This is a genomic window from Streptomyces sp. NBC_00525, assembly GCF_036346595.1.
Lineage (GTDB): Bacteria > Actinomycetota > Actinomycetes > Streptomycetales > Streptomycetaceae > Streptomyces.
Genome location: NZ_CP107834.1, coordinates 4,047,465 through 4,062,999, shown reverse-complemented (window position 1 = coordinate 4,062,999; position 15,535 = coordinate 4,047,465). Strand labels below are relative to the sequence as shown.

The following is a 15,535-nucleotide window of genomic DNA, read 5'->3' as shown; positions in this document are numbered from 1 at the left end:
ACCCTACCCGCATCGCCCCGGACGGGTCAAAACGCGCCCCCGCCGCTCCCCCTCACCGGGCCCGCTCGACCCGCCGCTCGTCCCACACCGGCTCCGAGGTCTCCCGGACGACCCCGTCCGAGCCGAAGACCAGATAGCGGTCGAAGCTCTTCGCGAACCAGCGGTCGTGCGTCACCGCGAGCACCGTGCCCTCGTACGCCTCCAGACCGTCCTGCAACGCCTCCGCCGACTCCAGGTCCAGGTTGTCCGTGGGCTCGTCGAGGAGCAGCGCGGTCGTGCCGGACAGCTCCAGGAGCAGGATCTGGAACCGGGCCTGCTGGCCGCCCGACAGCTTCTCGAACGCCTGGTCCCCCTGCCGCTCCAGCTCGTAGCGGCGCAGCACGGACATCGCCCCGCCCCGGTCCTTGGCGTGCTCGGTCCACAGGATGTCCACCAGCGTGCGGCCCAGCAGCTCCGGGTGCGCGTGGGTCTGCGCGAAGTGGCCGGGGACCACCCGCGCGCCGAGCTTCCACTCCCCCGTGTGCGCGACGGGCTCGCCCGCGAGCAGCCGCAGGAAGTGCGACTTGCCGGACCCGTTGGAGCCGAGGACGGCGACCCGTTCCCCGTAGAAGACCTCCAGGTCGAACGGCTTCATCAGGCCGGTCAGCTCCAGCCCGGCGCAGGTCACCGCGCGCACCCCGGTCCGGCCGCCGCGCAGCCGCATCCGGATGTCCTGCTCGCGCGGCGGCTCCGGCGGCGGGCCCGCCTCCTCGAACTTGCGGAACCTGGTCTGCATCGCGTGGTAGCGGCTGGCCATGTCGGGGCTGATCGCGGCCTGCTGGCGCAGCCGGTGCACGAGGGCCTTGAGCCGCTTGTGCTCCTCCTCCCAGCGGCGCAGCAGCTCCTCGAAGCGGGCGAACCGCTCCTTGCGGGCCTGGTGGTACGTGTCGAAGCCGCCGCCGTGCACCCAGACGTCGCTGCCGGCCGGTCCCGGCTCCACGCTGACGATCTTCTGCGCTGCGCGGGACAGCAGCTCCCGGTCGTGGGAGACGAACAGGACCGTCTTACGGGTCTCCTTGAGCCGCTCCTCCAGCCACCGCTTGCCGGGGACGTCGAGATAGTTGTCCGGCTCGTCGAGCAGCAGCACCTCGTCGGGGCCGCGCAGCAGCGCCTCCAGGACGAGCCGTTTCTGCTCGCCGCCGGAGAGCGTGCGCACCTCGCGCCACTGCGCCTTCTCGTACGGGACGCCGAGGGCTGCCGTCGTGCACATGTCCCAGAGGGTCTCGGCCTCGTAGCCGCGCGCCTCCGCCCAGTCGCTCAGCGCCTGCGCGTACGCCATCTGCGCGGCCTCGTCGTCCACGGTGAGGATGCGCTCCTCGGCGCGGTCCACGGCGAGCGCGGCCTCCCGGATGCGGGGCTGCGCGACGGAGACCAGCAGGTCGCGGACCGTGCGCTCGTCGCGCACTGAGCCCACGAACTGCCGCATCACGCCGAGCCCGCCGCTCACCGAGACGGTGCCGCCGTGCGGCTGGAGCTCCCCGGCCAGCAGCCGCAGCAGCGTGGTCTTGCCGGCGCCGTTCGCGCCCACGAGCGCGACGACGGCCCCGTCGGCCACCCGGAACGAGGCATCGCCGAGCAGCACCCGCCCGTCCGGAAGGTAGTACTCAAGATGGCCCGCTTCGAGATGTCCCATGCACAGCATTGTCACGGCCACCGAAGCGTTGACCCAACCGGATTACGGGGCGTCTAGGATGCGCGGCATGAGCTTTGGGGATGGGGGGCCCTCGCCCTGGGGGTCCGCGGGGCCGGGGAACGGCGGAACGCCCGACTGGGAGGCGCTCGCCGATGCCTCCGCGGCTCGGGCCAGGCGGCGCAGGTGGCTGTTCGTCGGCGGGGGCGCGGTGGCCACCGCGGCCGTCGCCGCGGCCGTGGCGCTGGCCGTCATCGCGGCCGACGGGAACGGCTCCGACGCCACCGCCGGGAAGCACGCGAGCGAGCTGCCGACCGCGAGCGACCTGCCCAGCGAGATCCCTGCGCCCGAGCCGTCCTTCTCCTCGGTGGCTCCGCCGCCCCCGCCGGACCCTGGGGACTACGTCTCCGACGCGACGAAGGACCGGCTGCCGATCAACGTCCAGGCGTTCTTCCCCGGCCCGAAGCTGACCGCCGGCGACCGTACGTACAGCCGGGGCGCCACCCACCGCACCGAGAACTGCGCCGCCACCACCCAGGGCGCCCTCGGCTCGATCCTCCGGAACAACGGCTGCGACCAGGTCATCCGGGCCACGTACAGCAAGGACGGCGTGGCGGTCACCGTGGGCGTCGCGGTCTTCGACACCGAGGCGCAGGCCAAGCGGACCGCCCGGCAGGCGAGCGGCGGGCTGGCCTCGCTCAGCGGCTCCGGCGTCCCGGTGTTCTGCCGCGACGGCGTGATCTGCCGCCGCACCGCGAATTCGTACGGCCGGTACGCGTACTTCACGGTCGGCGGCTTCACGGACGGCCGGAACGTCACCAAGGCCGACCAGGACGTCTACCGCACCGGCGACGACCTCACGGACCACACGTTCCGGCAGATCCGCCACCGGGGCGAGGTCCAGGCGTCGGCCGCCGCGAACCTCACCACCACGTAGGTCTTCCGTCCGGACCGCGCCCTTCGCTCAGCAGCAGCCGGCCGCGGGCAGGCTGCGCACGTTGCGGGCCTCCACCGCCCGCGCGGCCAGCAGCCCGTCCTCCGGGTACGCGACCTCCTCCAGGGTCAGCCCGTGCGGGCGCACCACATGGACGCCGGGGTCACGCACCCCGGCCGCCAGCACCTCGGCCGGCCACGGGTCGGGGCGGCGGCCGTCGCCCACGAAGAGCATCGCGCCGACCAGCGCGCGCACCATGTTGTGGCAGAAGGCGTCCGCCTGCACGGTGCCGGTGATGATCCCGCTCGCCCCGTCCCGCACCCAGTGCAGCCGCTGGAGCGTGCGGATGGTCGTCGCGCCCTCGCGCTTCTTGCAGTACGCGGCGAAGTCGTGCTCCCCGGTCATCCGGGCGGCGGCGGCGTTCATCGCGGCCACGTCCAGCGGGCGGTCGTGCCAGAGGACATGGCCGCGCAGCAGCGGGTCCACCCCGCCGGGCCGGTCGGAGACGCGGTAGGCGTACCGGCGCCACAGGGCGGAGAACCGGGCGTTGAACCCCGCCGGGGCCGCCGCGATCCGCCAGATGCGGACGTCGGGCGCCATCCGCCCGGCGAGCCGCCGCAGCAGCTTCTCCTCGTGCTCGGCCCACACCTCGGCCGGCAGGTCCACATGGGCGACCTGGCCGCGGGCGTGCACCCCGGCGTCGGTGCGGCCCGCCACCGTCAGGTCGTACGTACGCGGGGACCGGGTCACGGTTCGCAGCGCGTCCTCGATCTCGCCCTGGACCGTGCGCCGGGCGGTCTGCTTCGCCCAGCCGGAGAAGTCCTTGCCGTCGTAGGCCAGGTCCAGCCGCACCCGGACGAATCCGGGCTCCACCTCGTCACTCACCAGCGCATCCTCTCAAGATCCCGTACAAGCCGAACGGGCCCGCACCGCCCCGGAGGGTGGTGCGGACCCGTTCAGTGGTTCCGGAACGCTCAGGCGTCCTTCGCGTCCTCGACCGGCGCCGCGTCCTCGACGGACTCGACCGGGGTCTCGTCCTTCTTGGCCGCGTCTTCCTTGACCGCACGCTTGGTGGCGGCCTCGGCCTCACCGGTGGCCTGCTGCGCCACGGTCAGCGCCTCGACCAGCTCGATGACGGCCATCGGGGCGTTGTCGCCACGACGGTTGCCGATCTTGGTGATGCGGGTGTAGCCACCGGGGCGGTTCTCGTACCGCGGGGCGATCTCGGTGAAGAGCGTGTGGACGACGCCCTTGTCCGTGATCGACTGCAGCACCAGGCGACGGTTGTGGATGTCGCCCTTCTTCGCCTTGGTGATGAAACGCTCCGCGACCGGACGCAGGCGGCGGGCCTTGGCCTCGGTCGTGGTGATGCGGCCGTGCTCGAACAGCGACTTCGCGAGGTTGTTGAGAAGAAGCTTCTCGTGCGCGGCGCTGCCGCCCAGACGGGCACCCTTGGCGGGCTTCGGCATGGGTTTTCTCCTTGTGTGCTGCACCGGCCGTATCAGGTACCGGTGTCAGTTCCCGCGCGGCGGCCGCCGCGCGGAAGTGTGTGCTGTCGCCGGACCGGGGCACCCGGAAGGGCACCCCGGCCGGGAGGCGACTCAGTACTGCTCGGTCTCCGCGAAACCGGCGTCCGCGTCGTCGTCGGCGCCGAAGGCGTCGGCGGCGGCGGTCGGGTCGAAGCCGGGAGGCGAGTCCTTGAGCGCGAGGCCCATACCGGCCAGCTTCGCCTTGACCTCGTCGATCGACTTCGCACCGAAGTTGCGGATGTCGAGCAGGTCCGCCTCGGAGCGGGCCACCAGCTCGCCCACCGAGTGGATGCCCTCGCGCTTGAGGCAGTTGTACGAGCGGACCGTGAGCTCCAGCTCCTCGATCGGCAGCGCCAGGTCCGCCGCGAGCGCGGCGTCCGTCGGCGACGGGCCCATGTCGATGCCCTCGGCGTCGATGTTGAGCTCGCGGGCCAGACCGAACAGCTCGACCAGGGTCTTACCGGCCGACGCCATGGCGTCGCGCGGGCGCATGGCCTGCTTGGTCTCGACGTCGACGATCAGCTTGTCGAAGTCGGTGCGCTGCTCGACACGGGTCGCCTCGACCTTGTACGTGACCTTGAGCACCGGCGAGTAGATGGAGTCGACCGGGATACGGCCGATCTCCTGGCCCACCTGCTTGTTCTGGACGGCGGAGACGTAGCCGCGACCGCGCTCGACGGTCAGCTCCATCTCCAGCTTGCCCTTGCCGTTCAGCGTGGCCAGGACCAGGTCCGGGTTGTGCACCTCGACACCGGCCGGCGGGGCGATGTCCGCGGCGGTGACCAGGCCGGGGCCCTGCTTGCGCAGGTACATCACGACCGGCTCGTCGTGCTCCGAGGAGACGACCAGCTGCTTGATGTTGAGGATGAGGTCGGTGACGTCCTCCTTGACGCCCGGCACGGTGGTGAACTCGTGCAGGACACCGTCGATGCGGATGCTCGTGACGGCGGCACCCGGGATCGAGGAGAGGAGCGTGCGGCGCAGAGAGTTGCCGAGCGTGTAGCCGAAGCCGGGCTCCAGCGGCTCGATGACGAACCGCGAGCGGAACTCGTCGACGACCTCTTCGGTCAGCGACGGGCGCTGAGCGATCAGCATGATGTGAATCCTTCAGTCGTGGGCGCCCACTATTTGACACCCGACAGATGAAACAAGGATACGGGCGGTACACCCCCGCAGGGGGCATACCGCCCGTACCCACGCTACTGCCGTACGGCCGTCACCGGCCGCGACGGATCAGACGCGGCGACGCTTCGGCGGACGGCAGCCGTTGTGCGGCGTCGGGGTGACGTCCTGGATCGAGCCGACCTCGAGGCCGGTGGCCTGGAGGGAGCGGATCGCGGTCTCACGGCCGGAGCCGGGACCCTTGACGAAGACGTCGACCTTGCGCATGCCGTGCTCCTGCGCGCGGCGGGCGGCCGACTCGGCGGCCATCTGCGCGGCGAAGGGGGTGGACTTGCGCGAGCCCTTGAAGCCGACGTGGCCGGCGGAGGCCCAGGAGATCACGTTGCCCGTGGGGTCCGTGATCGAGACGATCGTGTTGTTGAACGTGCTCTTGATGTGCGCGTGGCCGTGAGCGACGTTCTTCTTTTCCTTGCGACGCACCTTCTTGGCTGCGCCCTGACGACCCTTGGGGGGCATGTCTTGACTCCAGATGGAGAGGGGAGGTGATCGGTCCTACAGCGAAGACCGCTGGTTGCTGCTGAGGCCCGGGATTCCGGTCGCTCGCAGTGCGTCCGCTGAGGACTACTTCTTGCCCGGCTTCTTCTTGCCGGCGATCGCGCGACGCGGACCCTTGCGGGTACGGGCGTTGGTGCTGGTGCGCTGACCGTGGACCGGGAGGCCACGGCGGTGACGCAGACCCTGGTAGCAGCCGATCTCGACCTTGCGGCGGATGTCGGCCTGGATCTCGCGGCGGAGGTCACCCTCGGTGCGGAGGTTGGCGTCCACGTACTCGCGGATCTTGACCAGGTCCTCTTCGGCCAGGTCGCGAACACGGGTGTTCGGGTTCACGCCGGTGGTGGCGAGGATCTCCTTGGACCGGGTGCGCCCGATGCCGAAGACGTAGGTGAGGGCAACCTCCACGCGCTTTTCGCGCGGGATGTCAACACCTGAAACGCGTGCCATTCAATGGCTCCAGTTGTTAAGTCGGGGGTCTTCCGCAGAACCACTCCCGACCGCCGACCCCTCGCTGGGAGAGGTGGTACGTCCGGGTCCCCGGCCCCCGCCGGAGGTGCCGTCAGCCGTGGCTTGGACGGGTTCTGCGTATGTACGTGTTACGTGCGTCGCGCGAAGAACTGCGAGATGCAGGGGGTCGTGCGTCAGCCCTGGCGCTGCTTGTGGCGCAGGTTGTCGCAGATGACCATGACCCGGCCGTGACGGCGGATCACCTTGCACTTGTCGCAGATCTTCTTGACGCTCGGCTTGACCTTCATGGGATGTCAGGTTCTCCGGGTCAGTGCCGACGCCGCGCGGAGGCGGGCGGCGGCAAGATCTACTTGTAGCGGTAGACGATCCGGCCACGCGTCAGGTCGTACGGAGAGAGCTCCACGACGACCCGGTCATCCGGAAGGATGCGGATGTAGTGCATACGCATCTTGCCGCTGATGTGCGCGAGGACCTTGTGACCGTTCTGGAGCTCCACCTTGAACATGGCGTTCGGGAGGGACTCGATCACGGTGCCCTCAATTTCGATGGCACCTTGCTTCTTGGCCACGCTTCGCCTTTCGAATCGGCTACCTTGATCGTCTCTCGCTCCGCCGCATGCGGACACACGGATGCACGAGAGCCGACGAGTCAGTCTACGTCAGCGGACTGCCAAAGGCGAATCCGTCAAGTTTGCCCACCGGAGGAGATCCTTAGACCTCCGGACCGGAACGGATCGGCGCGGATCGGCCGGCCGCTCAGGCGAGGGGGTCCGGGGCGGCCTGGACGCCGTACTGCGCGAGCCTCTCGCGGCCGCAGTCCGGGGCGGTGAGGACCAGCGGGCCCTCCTCCGTGAGCGCGATGGAGTGCTCCCAGTGCGAGGACCAGGTGCCGTCCGTCGTGATGACCGTCCACTCGTCCTCCAGCACCTCCGTACGGGCCGTGCCGAGGGACACCATGGGCTCGATCGCCAGACAGACGCCGGGCACCAGCTTGATGCCCTTGCCGCGCTTGCGGGAGACGTAGTTCAGCAGGTGCGGGTCCATATGCATCTCGGTGCCGATGCCGTGCCCGCCGTAGTCCTCGATGATCCCGTACTTGCCGGTGGCCGGACGGGGCTGGCGGCGGATGTAGGACTCGATCGCCTTGGAGATGTCCACCAGCCGGTTGTTGACCTTCATCGCGGCGATGCCGGCCCACATCGACTCCTCGGTCACCCGCGACAGCTCGATCAGCTCCGGAGCGTGCCCCGTACCGACGAAGGCCGTGTACGCGGCGTCGCCGTGCCAGCCGTCCACGATGGCGCCGGCGTCGATGGAGATGATGTCGCCGTCCTTGAGGACCGTCTTGTCGTCCGGGATGCCGTGGACGACGACCTCGTTCACCGAGGTGCAGATGGTCGCGGGGAACCCGCCGTACCCCAGGAAGTTCGACTTCGCCCCGTGGTCGGCGATCACCTTGCGGGCGACCTGGTCCAGATCGCGGGTGGTGGCGCCGGGGACCGCGGCCTCGCGGGTCGCCGCGTGGATGGCAGCGACCACCAGCCCCGCCTCACGCATCTTGGCGATCTGCTCGGGGGTCTTGATCTGCACCATGCTGCGGCGCCTTTCCGGTAGGGCGGTGACGGGGGACGGATGTTCCACGATACGCGGCGGCACGCAGTCGGCCGCGGCGTCCGAGGACGCCGCGGCCGGCTCGTACTGCGGTACTACGGGGGGCTGCTCAGTCCTCTGCGGACTTCTTCAGCGCCTCCATGGCCCGGTCGGTCACATCGGTGACCTTGCCGAGCGCGGAGATGGTGACCACCAGGTCCTGGGACCGGTAGTAGTCGATGATCGGCTCGGTCTGCGTGTGGTAGACCTCCAGCCGGGTGCGAACCGTGTCCTCGCTGTCGTCCTCGCGCTGGTACAGCTCGCCGCCGCAGGTGTCGCAGACACCCTCGGCTTTCGGCGGGTTGTACGTGGCGTGGAAGACGTGCGCGCTGTCGTTGCGGCAGATGCGGCGGCCCGCGATCCGCTTGACGACCTCGTCCTCGGGGACCTCCAGGTCGAGCACGGCGTCCAGCTTCACGCCCTCGTCCTTGAGCATCACGTCCAGGGCTTCGGCCTGACCCACGTTGCGCGGGAAGCCGTCGAGCAGGAAGCCGTTGACCGCGTCCGGCTGGGACATGCGGTCCTTGGCCATCCCGATCGTCACCTCGTCCGGCACCAGCTGCCCCGCGTCCATGTAGGCGCGGGCCTGCTTGCCAAGGTCAGTGCCCTGGCTGATGTTGGCGCGGAAGAGGTCGCCCGTGGAGATGTGCGGAATCGACAGGTTCTTGGCAAGGTACGCGGCCTGCGTTCCCTTGCCGGCACCCGGCGGGCCGACGAGGACGATTCGCATCAGCGGAGGAACCCTTCGTAATTGCGCTGCTGGAGCTGACTCTCAATCTGCTTCACGGTCTCCAGACCCACACCCACGATGATGAGGATGCTCGTCCCGCCGAACGGGAAGTTCTGGTCCGCGCCGTCGAATCCTGCCAACGCCATCGTCGGCACAAGAGCGATCAGCCCCAGGTACAGCGAGCCCGGCCAAGTGATCCTGTTGAGCACGTAGCTCAGGTACTCGGCAGTAGGTCGACCAGCCCGGATACCCGGAATGAAGCCACCATACTTCTTCATGTTGTCGGCCACTTCCTCGGGGTTGAAGGAAATCGCCACGTAGAAGAACGCGAAGAAGACGATCAGGAGGAAGTACAGGGTGATGTAGTACGGGTGATTACCCCTGACCAGGTGGTCCTGAATCCAGATCGCCCAGCCGGACGTGGAGTTCGAGAACTGGACGATCAGGGCCGGGATGTAGAGCAGCGACGAGGCGAAGATGACGGGGATCACACCCGCCTGGTTCACCTTGAGCGGGATGTACGTCGACGTACCGCCGTACGAACGGCGCCCGATCATGCGCTTCGCGTACTGGACCGGGACACGGCGCTGGGCCTGCTCGACGAAGACGACGAGGGCGACCATCACGAAGCCGACCAGGATCACCGTGGCGAATTCGATCCAGCCGTCGGCGAGCTTGCCGCTGGTCTTGATGGCCCAGAGGGCGGACGGGAAGGTGGCGGCGATCGAGATGAACATCAGGATCGACATGCCGTTGCCGATGCCGCGGTCGGTGATGACCTCACCGAGCCACATCACGACGGCGGTGCCCGCGGTCATGGTGACGACCATGACGATGGTCGTGAAGAGCGAGTCGTTCGGGACGATCTGGTCGGCGACCGGGCAGCCGCTGAACAGCGCGCCGCTGCGGGCGGTGGCCACCAGGCCGGTGCCCTGGAGGATGGCGAGCGCGACGGTCAGATAACGCGTGTACTGCGTGATCTTGGCCTGGCCGGACTGCCCCTCCTTCTTGAGCGCCTCGAGTCGGGGAATGACCACGGTCAGCAGCTGGAGAATGATGCTGGCCGTGATGTAGGGCATGATGCCGAGCGCGAAGATCGTGATCTGCAGCAGCGCACCACCGCTGAACATGTTCACGAGGCCGAAGAGGCTGTTGTTGCCCTTGCTTGCCTGATCGACACAGGTCTGGACGTTCTCGTAACTCACGCCCGGTACGGGGATGTGCGCCCCGAGCCGGTAGAGCACGACGATGCCGAGTGTGAAGAGCAGCTTCTTGCGCAGGTCGGGCGTCTTGAACGCCCGGGCGAAGCCGGTGAGCACGGTGCCTCCTGCGACCCCCGCGCAGAGCGTAGAGGTGACGGTCTTGAGGATCGACGGATACGTAACAATCAAAGTCCCCGGACGGCGAACGCCCAGGGGTTACCACAGCAACGGACGCCACCTTACCGGCGCACCCGCCCCCCTAGGAACGACCAACCGGGGATGCCCCATTTGAGAGGGCATCCCCGGTCGGATGTTCAGTACACCGATGTGTCCGAGTTGTCTCAGACGAGCTCGGTGACGGTACCGCCGGCGGCGGTGATCTTCTCCTTGGCGGAGCCGGAGACGGCGTCAACCGAAACCTGCAGCGCCACGGAGATCTCGCCCTGTCCGAGGACCTTGACGAGGTGGTTGTTGCGCACGGCGCCCTTGGCGACCAGGTCGGCCACCGTGACCTCTCCACCCTCGGGGTAGAGCGTCGCGAGCTTGTCCAGGTTCACGACCTGGTACTCCGTGCGGAACGGGTTCTTGAAGCCCTTGAGCTTCGGGAGGCGCATGTGGAGGGGCATCTGCCCACCCTCGAAGCGCTCCGGAACCTGGTAGCGGGCCTTGGTGCCCTTGGTGCCACGACCGGCGGTCTTACCCTTGGACGCCTCACCACGACCCACACGGGTCTTGGCGGTCTTGGCGCCCGGGGCGGGCCGGAGGTCATGGGCCTTCAGCGGCTTGTTCTCCGCCATGTCAGTCGACCTCCTCAACCGTCACGAGGTGGCGGACGGTGTGCACCATGCCGCGGAACTCGGGACGGTCCTCCTTGACAACCACGTCGTGCAGGCGCTTGAGCCCGAGCGAACGCAGGGTGTCGCGGTGGTTCTGCTTGCTGCCGATGTACGACTTCGTCTGCGTGATCTTGAGGCGAGCCATTACGCACCCGCTCCCGCACGCGCACGAAGCAGGGCCGCGGGGGCGACGTCCTCGAGGGGCAGACCGCGGCGGGCCGCGATCTCCTCGGGACGCTGCAGGCCACGAAGGGCCGCCACGGTCGCGTGCACGATGTTGATCGGGTTCGAGGACCCGAGCGACTTCGACAGGATGTCGTGGACGCCGGCGCACTCGAGGACGGCACGCACCGGGCCACCGGCGATCACACCGGTACCGGGGGAAGCCGGCTTGAGCAGGACGACGCCCGCGGCCTTCTCACCCTGGATCGGGTGAGGGATGGTGCCCTGGATGCGCGGGACCTTGAAGAAGTTCTTCTTGGCCTCTTCCACGCCCTTGGCGATGGCCGCGGGAACTTCCTTGGCCTTGCCGTAACCGACACCTACGGTGCCGTCACCGTCGCCCACCACGACCAGCGCGGTGAAGCTGAAGCGACGACCACCCTTCACAACCTTGGCGACTCGGTTGATCGCGACGACGCGCTCGACGTACGCGGTCTTCTCGGCGGCGGCAGCGCCGCCGTCACGGCCCTTCCGGTCCCGCCGCTCGCCGCCACCGGCACCGCTTCCGCGGCGCTGGGGTCCAGCCATTGGATTTACCTCTCTCTGTTACGTCCGCTGTGCGTAGGAACCGGGGCTAGAACTTCAGCCCGGCTTCACGGGCGGCGTCAGCCAGAGCGGCAATCCGCCCGGCGTACTGGTTACCACCGCGGTCAAACACGACGGCCTCGACGCCTGCGGCCTTGGCACGCTCGGCGACCAGGGCGCCGACCTGCTTGGCCTGGCTGCTCTTGTCGCCCTCGCCGCCACGGATGGAGACGTCCAGGGTCGACGCCGACGCGAGCGTGTGGCCCGCGATGTCGTCGATGACCTGAGCCACCATGTGACGGTTCGAACGGGTCACGACCAGGCGCGGACGCTCCGGCGAGCCGGAGATGTGCTTGCGGACGCGGATGTGGCGCCGCTTGCGAGCCGCGCGCTTGTACGCGTCGCCCTTGGCGATCTTCACGCCGTATGCCATGGCTACTTACCAGCCTTTCCGACCTTGCGGCGGATGACCTCGCCGGCGTACTTGACGCCCTTGGCCTTGTACGGGTCAGGCTTCCGCAGCTTGCGGATCTTGGCCGCGGTCTCGCCGACCTTCTGCTTGTCGATGCCCTCGACGCTGAACTTCGTGGGGGTCTCCACCTTGAAGGTGATGCCCTCCGGGGCCTCGATCAGGATCGGGTGGCTGTAGCCCAGGGCGAACTCCAGGTTGGAGCCCTTCGCCTGGACGCGGTAACCGACACCGCTGATCTCGAGCGCCTTGATGTATCCCTGGGTCACACCGGTGATCATGTTCGCCACCAGCGTGCGGGACAGGCCGTGCAGGGCCTTGTTCTGACGCTCGTCGTTCGGGCGGACGACGTTCAGGACGCCGTCCTCACCCTTGGTGACCTCGATGGGCGCCGCGACGGTGTGCGTCAGGGTGCCCTTGGGGCCCTTCACGCTGACCGTACGGCCATCGATGGTGACGTCCACACCGGCGGGAACCTGGATGGGGAGCTTGCCGATTCGCGACATGAGCTGTTCCTCCGTTCCCGACTACCAGACGTAGGCGAGGACTTCCCCACCTACGCCCTTCTTCTGAGCCTGCTGGCCGGTCAGGAGACCGTGGGACGTGGAGATGATCGCCACGCCCAGGCCGCCGAGGACCTTCGGCAGGTTGGTGGACTTTGCGTAGACACGCAGACCCGGCTTCGAAATGCGCTTGATGCCGGCGATCGAACGCTCGCGGTTCGGGCCGAACTTCAGCTGGAGGACGAGGTTCTTGCCGACCTCGGCGTCCTCGACCTTCCAGCCGGTGATGAAGCCCTCCTGCTGGAGGATCTCCGCGATGTGCGACTTGATCTTGCTGTGCGGCATCACGACGTCGTCGTGATACGCCGAGTTCGCGTTGCGCAGACGCGTGAGCATGTCTGCGATGGGATCAGTCATGGTCATGAGTTGGCCTTCGGCCTCTCTCGCCGGGGTTTCCTGTATGCGCCATCCCTCTCCCCGCTCAGAGGCGGGACGGGTGCGGTGCGGGGACCTACGGCGTAGTAAGTCGGTCATGGGCGGCAGGCGCCCAACCCTGCAAGCCTACGGCATGCGGAGCCGGGCTCCTGCCGACCAGATGCTTACCGAGAGTCTCCGGTGATTCCCAACGCCCAAGGGGCGAAGGAGAATTACCAGGAGCTCTTGGTCACGCCCGGCAGCTCGCCGCGGTGAGCCATCTCACGAAGGCACACGCGGCACAGGCCGAACTTGCGGTAGACGGAGTGGGGCCGGCCGCAGCGCTGGCAGCGGGTGTACCCGCGGACGCCGAACTTCGGCTTGCGGGCGGCCTTAGCGATCAGAGCCTTCTTCGCCACGGTCAGTTCTCCTTGAACGGGAAGCCGAGGTGACGAAGAAGGGCACGACCCTCGTCGTCGTTGGTCGCCGTGGTGACCACGGTGATGTCCATGCCCCGGACCCGGTCGATCTTGTCCTGGTCGATCTCGTGGAACATGACCTGCTCCGTGAGACCGAAGGTGTAGTTGCCACGGCCGTCGAACTGCTTCGGCGACAGGCCGCGGAAGTCACGGATACGCGGAAGCGCGAGCGACAGCGTACGGTCCAGGAACTCCCACATGCGGTCACCGCGGAGGGTGACGTGGCAGCCGATCGGCTGCCCCTCGCGCAGCTTGAACTGCGCGATCGACTTGCGGGCCTTGGTGACGGCCGGCTTCTGACCGGTGATCGTGGTGAGGTCCTTGACGGCACCGTCGATCAGCTTGGAGTCGCGGGCGGCGTCGCCCACACCCATGTTGACCACGATCTTGACGAGACCGGGGATCTGCATGACGTTCTCGTAGGAGAACTCCTCACGCAGCTTGCCGGCGATTTCCTCGCGGTAGCGCGTCTTGAGACGCGGCGCGGTGGTGGTAGTCATCAGATGTCCTCACCGGTGCGCTTGGCAACACGGATCTTGTTGCCCTCGTCGTCAAAGCGGTAGCCGACGCGAGTAACGACCTTCTTGCCGTCCTTCTCAACAACCAGCTGCACGTTGCTGACGTGGACGGGGGCCTCGGTCGTCACAATGCCACCGGTCTGCGAACCGCGAGCGGTCTGGCCGGCCTTGGTGTGCTTCTTGACCCGGTTGACACCCTCGACGAGGACGCGGTCCTGAGCCGGGTAGGCCACGATGACCTTGCCCTGCTTGCCCTTGTCCTTGCCGGTGATGACCTGGACCAGGTCGCCCTTCTTGATCTTCATGCTTACAGCACCTCCGGCGCGAGCGAGATGATCTTCATGAACTTCTTCTCGCGCAGCTCACGGCCCACCGGGCCGAAGATACGGGTGCCGCGGGGGTCGCCGTCGTTCTTCAGAATGACGGCGGCGTTCTCGTCGAAGCGGATGTACGAGCCATCCTGGCGACGACGCTCCTTGACGGTGCGAACGATGACGGCCTTGACGACGTCACCCTTCTTCACGTTGCCACCGGGGATCGCGTCCTTGACGGTGGCGACGATGACGTCACCGATGCCCGCGTAGCGGCGACCCGAGCCACCGAGAACACGGATGGTGAGAATTTCCTTCGCACCCGTGTTGTCGGCGACACGCAGTCGCGACTCCTGCTGGATCACGTCTATCTCCTGATCGTCTGCCGGTTCCCGGCAGGGGTTCCTTGACGGGAACCCCTGCCGAGCCTGGCGGAACTGACCCGAGGGGAAGTCCCCTCAGGAATTACTTGGCCTTCTCGAGGATCTCGACGATGCGCCACCGCTTCGTGGCGGACAGCGGCCGGGTCTCCATCAGGAGGACGCGGTCGCCGACACCGGCGGCGTTCTGCTCGTCGTGGGCCTTGAGCTTGTTCGTACGGCGGATGACCTTGCCGTACAGGGCGTGCTTCACGCGGTCCTCGACGGCGACGACGACGGTCTTGTCCATCTTGTCGCTGACGACGAGGCCCTCACGGGTCTTGCGGAAGCCGCGCTCGGCGGTCTTGCTCTCAGTCACAGTGTTCTCGCTCATCAGACGCTCTCCACCGTTTCGATGCCCAGCTCGCGCTCGCGCATCAGGGTGTAGATCCGGGCGATGTCCTTACGGACGGACTTGAGCCGACCGTGGTTCTCGAGCTGGCCCGTCGCCGCCTGGAAGCGGAGGTTGAACAGCTCTTCCTTGGCCTCGCGGAGCTTGTTGAGGAGCTCCTCGTTGCCCAGCTCGCGCAGCTCGGACGCCTTGGTACCGGCCGACATCACGCTTCACCTGCCTCGCGCTTGACGATCCGGCACTTCATCGGCAGCTTGTGGGCCGCACGGGTCAGCGCCTCACGGGCGATCTTCTCGTTGGGGTACGACAGCTCGAACATGACGCGTCCGGGCTTGACGTTGGCGATCCACCACTCCGGCGAACCCTTACCGGAACCCATGCGGGTCTCGGCCGGCTTCTTCGTCAGGGGACGGTCCGGGTAGATGTTGATCCAGACCTTGCCGCCACGCTTGATGTGACGCGTCATGGCGATACGAGCGGACTCGATCTGACGGTTCGTCACGTAGGCCGGGGTCAGCGCCTGGATGCCGTACTCGCCGAACGCAACCTGCGTGCCACCCTTGGACATACCGCTGCGCTTCGGGTGGTGCTGCTTGCGGTGCTTGACCCTACGGGGGATCAGCATTTCG

At 67.8% G+C, this 15,535-nt stretch carries 25 protein-coding genes; 1 reads left to right on the top strand and 24 read right to left on the bottom strand.

Annotated elements, in window-relative coordinates; all coding sequences use genetic code 11:
• Positions 1-52 precede the first annotated feature (52 nt).
• Positions 53-1,681, bottom strand: a complete 1,629-nt coding sequence (locus tag OG710_RS18270; RefSeq protein ID WP_330242282.1) for an ABC-F family ATP-binding cassette domain-containing protein — start codon at positions 1,679-1,681, stop codon at positions 53-55.
• A 58-nt stretch (positions 1,682-1,739) separates the two neighbouring features.
• On the opposite strand from OG710_RS18270, the gene OG710_RS18265 reads away from it, so the two are divergent.
• Positions 1,740-2,606 carry a hypothetical protein gene (locus tag OG710_RS18265; protein WP_330240272.1) on the top strand — a complete coding sequence of 289 codons (867 nt, stop codon included), beginning with the start codon at positions 1,740-1,742 and terminating at the stop codon, positions 2,604-2,606.
• Between the two features lie 27 nt (positions 2,607-2,633).
• Here the strand turns inward: OG710_RS18265 and truA are convergent, their stop codons facing one another.
• The 23 genes from truA to rplP form a co-directional block, all read right to left on the bottom strand.
• Positions 2,634-3,488, bottom strand: coding sequence for a tRNA pseudouridine(38-40) synthase TruA (truA, locus tag OG710_RS18260; RefSeq protein ID WP_330240271.1), 855 nt, complete (start codon positions 3,486-3,488; stop codon positions 2,634-2,636).
• Positions 3,489-3,577: 89 nt separating this feature from the next.
• Positions 3,578-4,072: a 50S ribosomal protein L17 gene (gene rplQ / locus OG710_RS18255; RefSeq protein WP_111337441.1), complete on the bottom strand. Its 495-nt coding sequence runs from the start codon at positions 4,070-4,072 to the stop codon at positions 3,578-3,580.
• A 132-nt stretch (positions 4,073-4,204) separates the two neighbouring features.
• The gene (locus OG710_RS18250) at positions 4,205-5,227 is read right to left on the bottom strand and encodes a DNA-directed RNA polymerase subunit alpha (protein WP_073786804.1); all 1,023 of its coding nucleotides are present in this window, start codon (positions 5,225-5,227) and stop codon (positions 4,205-4,207) included.
• A 138-nt stretch (positions 5,228-5,365) separates the two neighbouring features.
• Positions 5,366-5,770 carry a 30S ribosomal protein S11 gene (gene rpsK, locus OG710_RS18245; RefSeq protein ID WP_003948617.1) on the bottom strand — a complete coding sequence of 135 codons (405 nt, stop codon included), beginning with the start codon at positions 5,768-5,770 and terminating at the stop codon, positions 5,366-5,368.
• Positions 5,771-5,875: 105 nt separating this feature from the next.
• Positions 5,876-6,256, bottom strand: a complete 381-nt coding sequence (gene rpsM, locus OG710_RS18240) for a 30S ribosomal protein S13 (RefSeq protein WP_018519286.1) — start codon at positions 6,254-6,256, stop codon at positions 5,876-5,878.
• Positions 6,257-6,450: 194 nt separating this feature from the next.
• Complete coding sequence (gene rpmJ / locus OG710_RS18235; RefSeq protein WP_003956441.1) at positions 6,451-6,564, bottom strand: 50S ribosomal protein L36; 114 nt, start codon at positions 6,562-6,564, stop codon at positions 6,451-6,453.
• A gap of 59 nt (positions 6,565-6,623) precedes the next feature.
• Positions 6,624-6,845 carry a translation initiation factor IF-1 gene (gene infA / locus OG710_RS18230; RefSeq protein ID WP_003956442.1) on the bottom strand — a complete coding sequence of 74 codons (222 nt, stop codon included), beginning with the start codon at positions 6,843-6,845 and terminating at the stop codon, positions 6,624-6,626.
• A gap of 187 nt (positions 6,846-7,032) precedes the next feature.
• Positions 7,033-7,869 (bottom strand): type I methionyl aminopeptidase, encoded by an 837-nt coding sequence (gene map, locus OG710_RS18225; protein ID WP_330240270.1) that lies wholly within the window; start codon positions 7,867-7,869, stop codon positions 7,033-7,035.
• Positions 7,870-7,996: 127 nt separating this feature from the next.
• Positions 7,997-8,656, bottom strand: a complete 660-nt coding sequence (locus OG710_RS18220) for an adenylate kinase (protein ID WP_330240269.1) — start codon at positions 8,654-8,656, stop codon at positions 7,997-7,999.
• Entirely contained in the window at positions 8,656-9,975 is a 1,320-nt protein-coding gene (gene secY, locus OG710_RS18215; RefSeq protein WP_330240268.1) for a preprotein translocase subunit SecY, read from the bottom strand. The genes OG710_RS18220 and secY overlap by 1 nt, the downstream gene beginning before the upstream one ends.
• Before the next feature lie 224 nt (positions 9,976-10,199).
• Positions 10,200-10,655: a 50S ribosomal protein L15 gene (rplO, locus tag OG710_RS18210; protein WP_018519290.1), complete on the bottom strand. Its 456-nt coding sequence runs from the start codon at positions 10,653-10,655 to the stop codon at positions 10,200-10,202.
• A gap of 1 nt (position 10,656) precedes the next feature.
• Positions 10,657-10,839, bottom strand: coding sequence for a 50S ribosomal protein L30 (gene rpmD, locus OG710_RS18205; RefSeq protein WP_018550611.1), 183 nt, complete (start codon positions 10,837-10,839; stop codon positions 10,657-10,659).
• Positions 10,839-11,444 (bottom strand): 30S ribosomal protein S5, encoded by a 606-nt coding sequence (gene rpsE, locus OG710_RS18200; RefSeq protein WP_111337431.1) that lies wholly within the window; start codon positions 11,442-11,444, stop codon positions 10,839-10,841. Before rpsE ends, rpmD begins: the two co-directional genes overlap by 1 nt.
• Before the next feature lie 46 nt (positions 11,445-11,490).
• The gene (gene rplR / locus OG710_RS18195; RefSeq protein ID WP_111337428.1) at positions 11,491-11,874 is read right to left on the bottom strand and encodes a 50S ribosomal protein L18; all 384 of its coding nucleotides are present in this window, start codon (positions 11,872-11,874) and stop codon (positions 11,491-11,493) included.
• A 2-nt stretch (positions 11,875-11,876) separates the two neighbouring features.
• Positions 11,877-12,416: a 50S ribosomal protein L6 gene (rplF, locus tag OG710_RS18190; protein ID WP_111337426.1), complete on the bottom strand. Its 540-nt coding sequence runs from the start codon at positions 12,414-12,416 to the stop codon at positions 11,877-11,879.
• 21 nt (positions 12,417-12,437) lie between these two features.
• Entirely contained in the window at positions 12,438-12,836 is a 399-nt protein-coding gene (rpsH, locus tag OG710_RS18185; RefSeq protein ID WP_018101219.1) for a 30S ribosomal protein S8, read from the bottom strand.
• Between the two features lie 224 nt (positions 12,837-13,060).
• Positions 13,061-13,246: a type Z 30S ribosomal protein S14 gene (locus OG710_RS18180; protein WP_003948630.1), complete on the bottom strand. Its 186-nt coding sequence runs from the start codon at positions 13,244-13,246 to the stop codon at positions 13,061-13,063.
• Between the two features lie 2 nt (positions 13,247-13,248).
• Positions 13,249-13,806, bottom strand: coding sequence for a 50S ribosomal protein L5 (gene rplE, locus OG710_RS18175; RefSeq protein WP_018101220.1), 558 nt, complete (start codon positions 13,804-13,806; stop codon positions 13,249-13,251).
• Positions 13,806-14,129, bottom strand: coding sequence for a 50S ribosomal protein L24 (rplX, locus tag OG710_RS18170; protein ID WP_111337423.1), 324 nt, complete (start codon positions 14,127-14,129; stop codon positions 13,806-13,808). The genes rplE and rplX overlap by 1 nt, the downstream gene beginning before the upstream one ends.
• Before the next feature lie 2 nt (positions 14,130-14,131).
• Positions 14,132-14,500, bottom strand: coding sequence for a 50S ribosomal protein L14 (gene rplN / locus OG710_RS18165; protein WP_003966950.1), 369 nt, complete (start codon positions 14,498-14,500; stop codon positions 14,132-14,134).
• A gap of 100 nt (positions 14,501-14,600) precedes the next feature.
• A complete protein-coding gene (rpsQ, locus tag OG710_RS18160) occupies positions 14,601-14,888 on the bottom strand; it encodes a 30S ribosomal protein S17 (RefSeq protein ID WP_111337420.1) in 288 nt (95 codons plus the stop codon).
• The gene (gene rpmC / locus OG710_RS18155; protein WP_014047786.1) at positions 14,888-15,112 is read right to left on the bottom strand and encodes a 50S ribosomal protein L29; all 225 of its coding nucleotides are present in this window, start codon (positions 15,110-15,112) and stop codon (positions 14,888-14,890) included. Before rpmC ends, rpsQ begins: the two co-directional genes overlap by 1 nt.
• Positions 15,112-15,531: a 50S ribosomal protein L16 gene (rplP, locus tag OG710_RS18150; RefSeq protein ID WP_018101222.1), complete on the bottom strand. Its 420-nt coding sequence runs from the start codon at positions 15,529-15,531 to the stop codon at positions 15,112-15,114. The genes rpmC and rplP overlap by 1 nt, the downstream gene beginning before the upstream one ends.
• Between the last annotated feature and the right edge of the window lie 4 nt (positions 15,532-15,535).

Bases quoted from the DNA above. Each gene is read 5' to 3' on its own strand.
- rplX (WP_111337423.1), bottom strand. From the start codon at position 14,129: ATGAAGATCAAGAAGGGCGACCTGGTCCAGGTCATCACCGGCAAGGAC.
- rplR (WP_111337428.1), bottom strand. From the start codon at position 11,874: ATGGCATACGGCGTGAAGATCGCCAAGGGCGACGCGTACAAGCGCGCG.
- rplF (WP_111337426.1), bottom strand. From the start codon at position 12,416: ATGTCGCGAATCGGCAAGCTCCCCATCCAGGTTCCCGCCGGTGTGGAC.
- rpsM (WP_018519286.1), bottom strand. From the start codon at position 6,256: ATGGCACGCGTTTCAGGTGTTGACATCCCGCGCGAAAAGCGCGTGGAG.
- rplE (WP_018101220.1), bottom strand. From the start codon at position 13,806: ATGACTACCACCACCGCGCCGCGTCTCAAGACGCGCTACCGCGAGGAA.
- rpsE (WP_111337431.1), bottom strand. From the start codon at position 11,444: ATGGCTGGACCCCAGCGCCGCGGAAGCGGTGCCGGTGGCGGCGAGCGG.
- rplO (WP_018519290.1), bottom strand. From the start codon at position 10,655: ATGGCGGAGAACAAGCCGCTGAAGGCCCATGACCTCCGGCCCGCCCCG.
- rplQ (WP_111337441.1), bottom strand. From the start codon at position 4,072: ATGCCGAAGCCCGCCAAGGGTGCCCGTCTGGGCGGCAGCGCCGCGCAC.
- rpsK (WP_003948617.1), bottom strand. From the start codon at position 5,770: ATGCCCCCCAAGGGTCGTCAGGGCGCAGCCAAGAAGGTGCGTCGCAAG.
- rpmJ (WP_003956441.1), bottom strand. From the start codon at position 6,564: ATGAAGGTCAAGCCGAGCGTCAAGAAGATCTGCGACAAGTGCAAGGTG.
- rplP (WP_018101222.1), bottom strand. From the start codon at position 15,531: ATGCTGATCCCCCGTAGGGTCAAGCACCGCAAGCAGCACCACCCGAAG.
- rpmC (WP_014047786.1), bottom strand. From the start codon at position 15,112: ATGTCGGCCGGTACCAAGGCGTCCGAGCTGCGCGAGCTGGGCAACGAG.
- rpmD (WP_018550611.1), bottom strand. From the start codon at position 10,839: ATGGCTCGCCTCAAGATCACGCAGACGAAGTCGTACATCGGCAGCAAG.
- rpsQ (WP_111337420.1), bottom strand. From the start codon at position 14,888: ATGAGCGAGAACACTGTGACTGAGAGCAAGACCGCCGAGCGCGGCTTC.
- map (WP_330240270.1), bottom strand. From the start codon at position 7,869: ATGGTGCAGATCAAGACCCCCGAGCAGATCGCCAAGATGCGTGAGGCG.
- OG710_RS18220 (WP_330240269.1), bottom strand. From the start codon at position 8,656: ATGCGAATCGTCCTCGTCGGCCCGCCGGGTGCCGGCAAGGGAACGCAG.
- OG710_RS18265 (WP_330240272.1), top strand. From the start codon at position 1,740: ATGAGCTTTGGGGATGGGGGGCCCTCGCCCTGGGGGTCCGCGGGGCCG.
- OG710_RS18270 (WP_330242282.1), bottom strand. From the start codon at position 1,681: ATGCTGTGCATGGGACATCTCGAAGCGGGCCATCTTGAGTACTACCTT.
- rpsH (WP_018101219.1), bottom strand. From the start codon at position 12,836: ATGACCATGACTGATCCCATCGCAGACATGCTCACGCGTCTGCGCAAC.
- OG710_RS18250 (WP_073786804.1), bottom strand. From the start codon at position 5,227: ATGCTGATCGCTCAGCGCCCGTCGCTGACCGAAGAGGTCGTCGACGAG.